At 46.8% G+C, this 10,662-nt stretch carries 12 protein-coding genes and 1 pseudogene; 6 read left to right on the forward strand and 7 right to left on the reverse strand.

Annotated features, from left to right (window positions below; genetic code table 11):
- Positions 1–110: 110 nt before the first annotated feature.
- Positions 111–197, reverse strand: a pseudogene (locus Q0174_RS10950) (transcription termination/antitermination NusG family protein); the annotation flags it as partial.
- A gap of 201 nt (positions 198–398) precedes the next feature.
- On the reverse strand, positions 399–608 hold the full coding sequence (gene secE, locus Q0174_RS10955; protein WP_366112449.1) for a preprotein translocase subunit SecE: 210 nt from the start codon (positions 606–608) through the stop codon (positions 399–401).
- Positions 609–838: 230 nt separating this feature from the next.
- Here secE and Q0174_RS01925 point away from each other — a divergent pair, with 230 nt between their 5' ends.
- On the forward strand, positions 839–1,144 hold the full coding sequence (locus Q0174_RS01925) for a hypothetical protein (RefSeq protein WP_298041338.1): 306 nt from the start codon (positions 839–841) through the stop codon (positions 1,142–1,144).
- A gap of 87 nt (positions 1,145–1,231) precedes the next feature.
- Here the strand turns inward: Q0174_RS01925 and Q0174_RS01930 are convergent, their stop codons facing one another.
- On the reverse strand, positions 1,232–1,972 hold the full coding sequence (locus tag Q0174_RS01930; RefSeq protein WP_298041340.1) for an EI24 domain-containing protein: 741 nt from the start codon (positions 1,970–1,972) through the stop codon (positions 1,232–1,234).
- 416 nt (positions 1,973–2,388) lie between these two features.
- The gene (locus Q0174_RS01935) at positions 2,389–3,078 is read right to left on the reverse strand and encodes a dUTP diphosphatase (protein WP_298041342.1); all 690 of its coding nucleotides are present in this window, start codon (positions 3,076–3,078) and stop codon (positions 2,389–2,391) included.
- 80 nt (positions 3,079–3,158) lie between these two features.
- On the opposite strand from Q0174_RS01935, the gene Q0174_RS01940 reads away from it, so the two are divergent.
- On the forward strand, positions 3,159–3,572 hold the full coding sequence (locus tag Q0174_RS01940; RefSeq protein ID WP_005869910.1) for a hypothetical protein: 414 nt from the start codon (positions 3,159–3,161) through the stop codon (positions 3,570–3,572).
- 322 nt (positions 3,573–3,894) lie between these two features.
- Here the strand turns inward: Q0174_RS01940 and Q0174_RS01945 are convergent, their stop codons facing one another.
- Entirely contained in the window at positions 3,895–4,104 is a 210-nt protein-coding gene (locus tag Q0174_RS01945; RefSeq protein ID WP_298041344.1) for a 4-oxalocrotonate tautomerase family protein, read from the reverse strand.
- 106 nt (positions 4,105–4,210) lie between these two features.
- On the opposite strand from Q0174_RS01945, the gene luxS reads away from it, so the two are divergent.
- The 3 genes from luxS (at position 4,211) to Q0174_RS01960 (ending at position 7,263) form a co-directional block, all read left to right on the forward strand.
- Positions 4,211–4,714 carry an S-ribosylhomocysteine lyase gene (luxS, locus tag Q0174_RS01950; RefSeq protein WP_297962536.1) on the forward strand — a complete coding sequence of 168 codons (504 nt, stop codon included), beginning with the start codon at positions 4,211–4,213 and terminating at the stop codon, positions 4,712–4,714.
- A 589-nt stretch (positions 4,715–5,303) separates the two neighbouring features.
- On the forward strand, positions 5,304–5,642 hold the full coding sequence (locus Q0174_RS01955; protein WP_298041346.1) for a cupin domain-containing protein: 339 nt from the start codon (positions 5,304–5,306) through the stop codon (positions 5,640–5,642).
- A 163-nt stretch (positions 5,643–5,805) separates the two neighbouring features.
- Positions 5,806–7,263, forward strand: a complete 1,458-nt coding sequence (locus Q0174_RS01960; RefSeq protein WP_298041347.1) for a DKNYY domain-containing protein — start codon at positions 5,806–5,808, stop codon at positions 7,261–7,263.
- Positions 7,264–7,791: 528 nt separating this feature from the next.
- On the opposite strand, the gene mnmA is transcribed toward Q0174_RS01960, so the two are convergent.
- Both mnmA and Q0174_RS01970 read right to left on the reverse strand, forming a co-directional pair.
- Positions 7,792–8,823 (reverse strand): tRNA 2-thiouridine(34) synthase MnmA, encoded by a 1,032-nt coding sequence (gene mnmA / locus Q0174_RS01965; RefSeq protein WP_298041348.1) that lies wholly within the window; start codon positions 8,821–8,823, stop codon positions 7,792–7,794.
- Positions 8,820–9,362 carry an LOG family protein gene (locus Q0174_RS01970; RefSeq protein ID WP_298041349.1) on the reverse strand — a complete coding sequence of 181 codons (543 nt, stop codon included), beginning with the start codon at positions 9,360–9,362 and terminating at the stop codon, positions 8,820–8,822. The genes mnmA and Q0174_RS01970 overlap by 4 nt, the downstream gene beginning before the upstream one ends.
- Between Q0174_RS01970 and Q0174_RS01975 the strand changes: the two genes are divergently transcribed.
- Positions 9,275–10,624: a hypothetical protein gene (locus tag Q0174_RS01975; protein WP_298041351.1), complete on the forward strand. Its 1,350-nt coding sequence runs from the start codon at positions 9,275–9,277 to the stop codon at positions 10,622–10,624. The two genes, Q0174_RS01970 and Q0174_RS01975, sit on opposite strands and share 88 nt — an antisense overlap.
- Positions 10,625–10,662: the final 38 nt, after the last annotated feature.

The raw sequence follows: 10,662 nt of genomic DNA on the forward strand, positions 1-10,662 counted from the left end.
CATATTTTATATTTTGTTTCAAATGTTTCTGATTTTTCTTGAACTTTTCATTTTAGTTGTTCAAGTTCAGCTCAAGAAACAGGAACTGGGATATTTCAAGCTCATAAAAATCAAGTTACATTTGGAGTGTTTCTGACTATATACCAACTTTCGTTTGTAACAACCATATTTACAAGTATGTAACCTGGAAGTAAATTTCTTTGTTTTTTTACTTTTTGTCATCCAGATCTGACAGAAACTACATCATGAGTAGGAACATAAACATCAATTATGTAGTCTTCCATTGCTAAACTTTCTCTTCTTTGAAAAAGTGATCTTTTAACATTTTCTTCTGTTCAAGAAATAACTTGGATAACATACCATTCTGCTTTTTTTGACATAATCTAAAAAGATAATAATTAAGAAACAAAATTTTTCAAATAAAGTAAACCTTCTGAAAATATAGTTGAGAAAATAAATAAATAAATCCCGAAAAGTAGCAAAGTTATTACAACAATTAAAAAATACTTTGTTGTGTCTTCTTTTGTTGGCCAAACTACATGTCTCAGTTCTCTAATAGAGGCTTTTATAAAATTCATAAATAAAAATTTAAAAAATATTTTTTTCATTAAAAAATGTTGCAATATAATATCTTGCAACACTTGTCAAGCACATTATAACAAATATTTTTCAAAAAGCAATACTTTTTTTGCTTTTTTGCTAATTTTGTATTAAAATAATTATAATATCAAATAATGTCTTTGTTATGCCTTATTTAATTATTATCATTATTATAATATTTTTAATAATATGATTTTATCTTTCTTTTGTTATAGCCTTTAGGCTTAAATTAAATAAATTGGAAGAGATTTTAATGTCACTTTTTAAAAAAAGAAATTACAAAATTGTTTCGCTTTATTATGCAACAGATGATTTTCTAAGCAAACACAATGAAGTTTTTGCAGAATATGTGGAATTAAAGGAAAAAGATTTTAAAGAGAGTTCTCTAAATTATAATATTGAAAATAAACTTAGTACTTATAAAATGCTTCATAATGAGATAAACTTTATTTTTAAAATTTGTGAATTAAATGAAAAACTAAAACTTACTCCAAAATATAATTACATAAAACATGATATTTTAGCAGAAAGTGATAATGTTTGAAAAAAATATGCTTTTTACAAAGAAATAATGAGAAAATATAAGTTCCATCACAAAATTTCAAAATTTTTCATTGATTTTAGTTAATCTTTAGCGATTTTTATTGCGGGCGCTTTCGTCTATCAGCACTACGTGCGTCAAAAAGATGATGAAAAATAGCTGGAAAAATAATCCTACCAGCGGGATTAAACACAGCAGATAAAAAATAAAAGCGCTTAGGGCAAATTTATATCCGCCACCCATTTTATAAGAGCGCTCGAAGCTTTTCGCGCTTAACGCATTTGAAGCGACGTCGATTAGAACCAGCTTGTAATAGATATAAAAAAACGGCACGTTGATTATGAATAAATTTATTACCGGTACGAACAAAAGCACCGAACAGATAAATAAAATCGCTAAAAATTTTAAAATTTCAAGGCTCATCAGCTTCAGTACTCGCGCCGTGCTCGCTTCATCCGCGCGGATTAGGTGGTAGTGGCGGGCGTTGATCTCTTTAGTGACTGCGGGCGTCAAAAAGGCCGCGATGATAAGCGCACAAAACACGCTAAGCATCAGTACCGCAAAGCTGGCAAACACCGAAAAAATCGCGCCGATAATCCACTTCGTAGCAGCAAAACTTAGAATTTTTGCAATTATTGGGAAGCGCTGCTCGTCCAAGAAGCTAAAATCGCCGCTTTGCGCGCCCTGCGAAAGCGCGTCAAAAAGCTCTTTACCGCCGAAAAACGCGAGCGTGCCTAAGATTATGAGCGAGCACACAAGCGGTAGTAGCGAGAGCAAAATAAACTTGCGCGTAAAAAAATCCTGCTCTGCTAAATTAAAAATTCTACCCATGTATGCTCCTATTTGCGTTATTTTAGCGACTTTTGCGATGGAATTTGAGCTTAGTTTATTTTAACTGCCGCACCGCGCCTCATTGATCCGCTCGCTTGGCTCATTCGCTTTTTTTAACCGGCTCATCTTGCATTATAATACGAAATTTATGCTTTGATTACCCGCCCGCGTTTAATCTGCTTGTTTATCGTGCGTAAAAAAGAGGCCAGATCTAGCTATGTTTTTACCTGTTGCGAATATTTATTTGCTTGCTGCGCGGAATTTTGCTACTTGTATGCAAGCAAAGCATTACGTAAAATTTCAGGCTCAAAATTGCAGAATTTCAAATCAAAGCCCTTTTTTAAAATTCGCATGCCGAAATTTTATAGATGGAATTTTAAAATCTTAAAGATAAATCTCGCGCGCAAATCCAGACTTCACCTCGTCGCGTCGTAGATCTTTTGCAATTGCTCGTAAATTTCGTTTGCGCTTACTGTGCCTTTTGATAGCACCTCGATTAGCACCTCGTTATCTTCAAGGTCTCCCCAGATTTTGCGGTAGCTACCCTCTTTATAACCGTGGTCTTGGCGGAATTTATTTAGCACGTTTTTACCGATATATTTGGCAAAAAGAATGTCTAAGCTCACGCCACATTTAATCGCCACGCGAAAAAAATCGGTCAGCAGCTCGCCGATTTGCAGCTCAAAGCCGCTCGTTTCGTGGATTATGAGCTCGATGTCGTTTACGATTTCGTAGATGCTGTATTCGCGCACATCGTAGGCGTAGGAGCTAAACTCCGCAAATCCGCTTACTGCCGTGACGTCGCTTACGATGTGGTCGATGTCTTTGCCGCCGTAATATTGCTCTAAAATATAGCTCATTACGAAGTGCCAAATATCAACGATCTCGATAACGATATTATTCACGTCCGGCGCTGCAGAGATATTTTTCCAATGCTTCCACGCAAAGCTATCGATGAGCTCTGCACATTCCATGTAAATGCAGCGCTTCCAGTTGATAAGTTTGCCGTTTTTTGTATAGCCGTCCTCCCAGCCCACGCCATTTGTTTCGTCGTTTAGGGCTTGCTGCATCAAAAACATCTCTTTTACTTTTTTATAATTTTCCATAAAAATTCTCCTAATTTTGGCTCGCGATTATAGCTAATAAAAGAAAATCATTGTATAATCTAGCAAAAAGGAGGCTTAAAATGTGTGCCGCTCAGGATAAATTCGACGAGTTTTTAGGCAGGATGAAACTTCTATCTCTCGGAGTTTTGCGCAATAATCTGCCATATTGCTGCAGTGCATTTTATGCCTACGATCCGCAAAATAAGGAGCTCATCATCGCAAGCGCGAACGACTCCGAGCATATCAAAGCAGTCTTTGCCAACCGCGGAGTTGCGGCTACAGTCGCACTGGATACGAAATTTGTAGGTAGGATCAAAGGCGTGCAGATTTGCGGCCATATCCGTAGCGCGGATGAGCGCGAAACCTCGCTATATCTTAAGCGCTTCCCGTTTGCGCGCGCGATGGAGACCGATTTTTTTACAATCAGAATCGATTGGATGAAAATGACCGATAATACCCTAACTTTCGGCAAAAAGCTAATTTGGGAACGCTAGTTCGCTAAGAATATCGTCTATTTATATTTTGCGAAATTTTAAACCTGCAAGGCTTAAAATTTATCTGGTAAAATTTTTAAAACTTGCATAAATTCTATCTTGTCTATTTTTCAAAGAATTTCACTATTAGACCCGCTTTAAAATTTTCGCTCGGTTGGTTTTTTGAATTTTACAGCATGGAATTTAGCGTAAAATTTCATCTTGCAAGCGGGGATTATCGCAAATTTTATTCCCTTAAAAGCGGAGCCTGCCGCGTAGAATTTCGCTTGAAAATTTTAAAATTCTAAAATTTTGCTTTTCAAATTTAGTCTGGCGCTCAAGCTTAGCTCTGCCGCTTTCTGATTTCGCTTACTAGCCGCCCGCCGATCGCATAGTTGTCAGTGGATATTTCGTCTATCGTAACGACCGTAGTTTTCTCGCCCCTGCCCAGCACGGCTACCAGGGCATCGGTTAGGTCTTTTACGAGCCTTGCTTTTTGTTCACGACTTAAGCCGCCGCGCTCTTTGGTGATTTTGACGTTTATGTAGGGCATTAATTCTCCTTAAAATAAACGTAATTGTAACTAAAATTTCGTCTGTGCGCCTGAAAGTGCGGAATTTTATGTTAAAATCGCCGTGATCTAAATTTAAGGAGAAAATATGCCATTGTTAGATAGTTTTAAGGTCGATCATACCCGCATGAATGCCCCAGGCGTGCGGCTCGCAAAGAGCATGCGCACCAAAAGCGGCGATAAGATCAGCGTCTATGATCTGCGGTTTTGCCGTCCGAATTTAGAGATCATGAGCGAGCGCGGTACCCACACGCTGGAGCATCTTTTCGCTGGCTTCATGCGCGAGCACCTAAATAGCGCAGACGTCGAGATCATCGATATTTCGCCGATGGGGTGCCGCACGGGCTTTTATATGAGCGTGATCGGCGCGCCCAGCGAGAGCGCCGTCGCGGCGGCGTGGAGCGCGAGCATGAAGGATATTTTGGGCGTGGGCTCTCAAAAGGATATCCCCGAGCTGAATAAATTTCAGTGCGGCACCTTCGCGATGCACTCGCTAGCTGAAGCTAAACAGATCGCGCAAAACGTGCTAAATAAGGGTATCGGCGTAATCAAAAACGACGAGATTGCGCTGGATCCAAGCAAGATAAAATAGTTTTGAAATTTAAGAGATAGCGCAAAATTCTAACGCTATCTCTTTGAACTCCCGCTCGGCTCGTGATCAGTATGTTACGCGCTATAAAAACATTATCGTAAAATGTGCAAAAATTCGAGGTGCAAAAATGCGTATCTGCTAAAACAAGCCGGAGGTAGTAGCATCTATTTATAAGCCGATTTAGCTTTATAAACCGACTTGGCGCTTGCCGTAAAGTCTGCGCCACGCGAGGTTTTTGATAAAAGCTACGATTTGGCTTTAAGCTGGGTGGTAAAAGCGCGCAAGCAAAGCTCATATCAAATTTAATAAATTTATCTCGTAGGCCGGCTTTAAATTTATAAGAATTTTTAAAATTTCGTCTTAAATTAAAGCCGAAATTCTATCCGCAAATACCCTGCTTATGCGTCTTCTTACTTTTAGATGCGATCTTCAATCCTCCAAAAAAATCGCACAGTAAAATGTGAATTTAAAATTTTTATTTAAGGTTACGTTGCGAGTTTGGCGCTTGAAATTTCACTTTCGCTGCACGAAAAGAATGCTAAAATTCCGCCGAAACCGCGCCGGATGCGGTGAACTTAAAGGAGCGAAAATGCAAAGAATTTTTCATATAAAAGATGCTATTTGTAGCGACGAGCGAGCCGTAAAAACGACATTTTTTACTACGGAGGTCACTTGCGGCGCGGTTTGGATCGTCAAACGCGGCCAGGTCGTAGCGCCGCATATTCACCCAGACGGAGATGACGTGTGGATCTGCTTAAGCGGACGCGGCGTGTTTTATCCGAGCAAGGGCGAGGAGGTGCCGATCTGTGCGGGCGATCTAATCATTTCCAAAAGCGGAGAGTGCCACGGTATGAAAAATACGGGCGATGAGGATTTTGTGTTTGCAAGCGTTACGGCGCCGATTCTGTGCGGCTACGAAGCGATTTGAATTAAAATTTGCCAGAGATTTTGTGGTATTCGCAAAATAAATTAGCGCCGCAAAGAGTTGAATCAGAATTTGTCCGTAGCGTTAAATTTCATAAATTTAGTCGCGCTTTTGTACAATTTCAAGTGCCGCGCAATCTGCGGCGAGATTAAATTTGAGGCAAAAGATGTATGAGGATTTTACGCAAGAGCTAAAGGACGAGCGCGCGCAAAAGAAACGCAAAGCTAGGGCACGCGAGGCAGAAGCAGATCGCAAGACTATACGAGACGCGCCTCGAGGCATGCCGCTTTGGCGCAAGATCGCGCTTGGCGCGACATTTGTATTCGCGGCTTTTAGCGCGCTTATTCTGGCGGCGGTTATAAATTCCGCAGACGACTACTCGCCGCGGGATGATGAGCAGATCAAATACAGCGATTTTTATAAAAAAGATGGCGAAATTTACGCCCTCGTGGTGGGTGCGGGCTATTTTACGATACCGGACGCGGATGCGGCGAGCTTTCGGGTTTTGGATTTTGGCTCCGGCTACCGCTCCAACGTCGCGGCGGATAAAAACGCCGTATATTGCGGAAATATCGCGATGAGCGAGCTGGAGCCCGCGCGCACGAAAGCCGTGGCGTTTGGATACGTAAGCGATGGGCAAGTTAGCTACTTTTGCGACGGCGAGGCGGTGCCAAACGACGCGCTGGGAACTCTTAAGCTCACTTATCAAACCTTGGCGCATATTTTTTGGGATGCGCCTAAGCCGCAAAGCTACCTCTATAAATTTAAACGAATGGACGCTACGGATCTGCGCCAAATCGCGGGCGTATATTACGCTGCGCAGGGCTCTCGCGCGTTTTATAAAGGAGAGATTTTGCCGGGCGCCGATGCTGCGAACTTGCAGGCTATAAAAGGCTCTGACGGAAGGGCTAGCGGCGTTTACGCCGCAGACGGCGCGAACGTGTATTTTAAAAATCTACGCCTTGACGCGCGCGATAACGGCGGTCATTACGAACTTTTGAGGCAGCGGTTGAGCTATTTTTTGTGGGATGCGAAAAGCGGCGATGTTTTTGCGAACGATCTGAAATTTGACCCCGCTACCGCGCCCTATACTCCGCTAAATAGGCAGCTTGCGCACTCAAACCATCTACTTTTTGCCTCTCCAGGCGGCATCTATTATTTTGACGAGAACGACGGAAAGCAAAAGCGCGCGGCAGACAACCCCTTTGCGGGCGAGGTTCGAGCGCTTAGCGGCAGCGTATTTCAAAGCGGCGAGCGGATATATTTTTTGGAGCGCGCGGATGTTTGGGGCGGCGGTCGCAGCACTCGCAGGCTGGTCGCTCGCAAAAGTGGACTTTTCGCGCTCGAGCTGCCGTACGAGTGGCGCAGGGTCGGCGGCGTGCACGGCGGGCTATACGGCTGGGTCTATTCAAACGGCGGGCGATTTTTCTACTTCGACGATCTGGGCTCTTCGCAGCTGATAGATCGGTGCATTTATGAGATCAGGGATCTAGACTTGGTTGAAATTTTGCTTCAAAAAAGCAGCCTTGGCACGAGTAAAATTCGCGAGATGATAAAGAACGGCGGGCTTGAAGCGGTGGACGGCGAGCTGCTTTTTGAGATAAAGACGCGGGTGGAATTTTAGGGCGGTTTAAGCGCGCTTTGGGCGTAGAAAGCGCTGCTAAATTTTAAAATTTGATTTTATTTCGGCATAAATTTATAAAATTTAAACGTCGTCGTGGGCTCTAGCGTAGGTTTAGAATTTAATCGCAAATTCCTTTAGAGGGAGCGCGCAAATTTCGTTTCGCGCCGTCGCGACGACGCGTGAAATATTTTGTATCGGTCGCGATTTTTGCGTCACGGCGCGCTTGGATAAGGCGTCGCCGTAAATTTTATTTTAGCGCCGCGGTTTCCGTAAAATTTCGCTAGCAGTGCAGGCAACACAGCGGCAGAGCGCAAATTTAAAAGGCTTAATCGTAAAGCTACGCGCATAAAACTTGCTCGCCGAGCTCGCAAGATAAAATTTAGCGGCTTGGATTCAAAAGCGTAAATATCTTACTTCGATATGAAATTTAGCAGAGCAAGTGCAGATCAAACGGCGCGATCAAAGCGCTATTTTGCGAGCAGACGAGCCCCAAGCGGCGCTAAAAGCGAGCATAGGATGCGAGAAACTTTATTTTATAAATCCGCTTGCTACTACGCGGTCGCGCTCGTCGTAAAAAACCGCGAGCTGTGCCGGAGCTATGCCCGCTGCGGGCGCGGACAGCACGGCATGTACCCCACCGTCTTTGCGAGGCGAAATTTTAACGGGGAGTTTGGCGCTGCGGTAGCGGATCTTAACGCCGAGACCAGGCATATTTAAAATTTCATCTCTGCTTAAAAAGGCGTTAAAATTTTCGGTGTCGAACTCGTAGGTCGCCAGCTCGTCCTTGCCGCCCACGACGATCTCGTTTTTGCGCGGGTCGATGCTTAGCACGAAGTGCGGCTCATGCGCGCCGTGCACCGTAAAACCGCGGCGCTTGCCGATCGTGTAGTGCATATAGCCCTCGTGAGTGCCGATAGCGTTGCCCGTACGGTCGCGCACGATGCCGGGCATTTTGGTGCCCGTATGACGGTTCAAAACGTCGATGTAGGTGGTGTCCACAAAGCAAATCTCGCTGCTTTCGCTCGCAGAAGCGATCTGCGAAAGCTCCTCATAGGCGCGCGCGGCCTCTTTGACGTCCTTTTTATACATCCCCCCAAGCGGAAAGAGCATAAACTTAAGCGCGGCGGGATCGATGTTTGCTAAAAAATAGCTCTGATCTTTGCTAAGATCGGTCGCAGCTTTTAAAAGCCCGTCCTCGATGCGGACGTAATGCCCCGTAGCTAGGCGCTCAAAGCCCTGCTCGCGCGCGAATTCTAAAAGCTTGCCGAGCTTTATGCGGCGGTTACACAGCGCGCATGGATTTGGCGTAAGACCGCCTATATAAGCCTGCACGAAGGGCTCGTAAACATCGCGATTAAAATCATCCTGCAGATCCAAAATGTGGATTTTTATACCCAAAAACTCGCCTACTTTGCAAACTTTAGCGATGTTTGCTTCGTGATAGCCTGGCTTTGCGTGTAGCTTCATATAGCAGCCCTGCACCTCGTGGCCCGCGTCCTGCAGCAGCTTCGCGCACATCGAGCTGTCCACGCCGCCGCTCATCGCGACTAAAATTTTCATTCGTTCTCTCCCGTTCGCACGTCCGTTAAAATTTCATCCACGCTGTCGCAGAGCTTAAAATTTTGCAGATCGCTTTCGTTTATCGCACCAGATTTTAGCAGTGAAGTGCGGAAAAACTCCATCAAAGGCGCGTAGAATTCCTCGTCGTAAAGATAGATCCGTGCGCGTTTAAAGCCCGTCTGCACCAGCACTAAAATTTCAAAAAATTCATCCAGCGTCCCAAATCCGCCCGGAAAGATGACGAAAATTTCGCTGTTTTCGATGAGAGCGCCTTTGCGCGGTGCAAATGCCGAAAATTTCGCGCCCTGCGTCAAAAAGCCGTTGCTTTTTTGCTCAAACGGCAGCATGATGTTAAAGCCCACGCTGTGCGTCCTTGCCCTCGCAAATGCGCCTCGTATTTCAAGAGCCGAAAAGCCGCCTGTTTCGACGCAAGCAGCCACGGAGTTTGTAATTGCGCGCCGGAACGCGGGGCCTTGCCTCCGACGATTTGAAGCTGCTCGGCGACGTCGTTCCCAACGGCGCGGCTGTGCCGAGCTCATGGATTATTGCTTGCACGAAAGGAAACGTCGTTCCCCGTAGCATGTCTGTGGCCAGCGGTGAAAAATGCGACGGCGACAAACATGACGGCGGGGAGCTTCACGAAGGCGGCGGCCCTCCGAAAGACAGCGGCCCTTTGGAAGGCCGTCCCAACGACGGCGGCTCTTCCGAAAGCCACGTCCGTCCCGCAGCCGATCGGCGAGAGAGCGTCGAGCGCTACGTCGCGGGCGTCGTCGCCTGGTGTGAGCGCGCGCTCGAGGCGGGCGACGAAATAGAGCTCCCGCGAATCGTCGAAATGGCTTTGTCTGACGCGACGGTCGGCTACGCCTTCGGCTCGTACGAAGAAGAGATCCCGATCGACGACCTGTGCGGCGAAGGCCTGCGCACCCAGCTCGACCGGATCGCCGAGCGTTTGATCGGCCTGCCGGGCCTCGAATGGTGGAGCGAAAATTTCGACCCTGCCTCCTACACCTGGCATGAGGAGGTTCCGGCCTCGTCGACCGTCCGCGTCGAACGGCCCGGAGGAGTCCCTGCAGGCTCGGCGGGTCTTGCGGCAACGAGCGGCGCTGCAGAATGGGGTTCGCGGGCGCCGACGATCTGCGGGGCCGCGTGGTTTCCCTCCTCCGAGATGGAGTGGCCGGTGCTTCATAGCTACCGCGATCTTTCCGCAAGTCGATTCGACCGGGAGATGTGGGAGGACAGCGTCGTCGACGGGCGCACGTGCACGGAGCAGTGGTTCGGGGACGACGCCGGAGACTGCGACGTCGCCCGATTGGACCGCGGGGTTCTCGCAGAGGGCGACGGTTCGCGGATAGCATCGATTCACGCGCCCGAAGACTGGATGCGGCTCGTAGCGCGGTTTCCCGCGCGGTTGACCCCGGATGTGAAGGCAGGGTGGCAGGGCAACGCGGAGGGGCAGATGTACACGGTCGATTGGCAGGCCGCGAGGCGGGAGATCGACGGCGTCTACGTTTCTGTGGCGGGCGCGCTCAGATCCTCCTTCGCGCCCCTTGCCCTCGAGGACGTTTTGAACCCCGAAGGCTCGGCCGGTGCGGATTCAGCGGCCTTGGAGGGAAACCCCGCTTTGGATGATTCGGCGGATCTTGGGGACTTTGCGACCTTGAAGGGCTCCGAGACGGTTCGCAACAAGGAAAATGGAGAGGCGGGGGAGTCTCATGGCTGCGATCCGCAAACGCCTCTGACTATGATGACCGGTTGGACGCCAGGATCGATTCTTTGGCTCAATCGGCCTCGCGTCTCCTGAGGGGCCAGTCGGAGCCTAGCGTCTTCCGTGAGTCGCCG

The organism is uncultured Campylobacter sp. (genome assembly GCF_937996225.1).
In the GTDB taxonomy this organism is placed as follows: Bacteria; Campylobacterota; Campylobacteria; order Campylobacterales; family Campylobacteraceae; genus Campylobacter_B.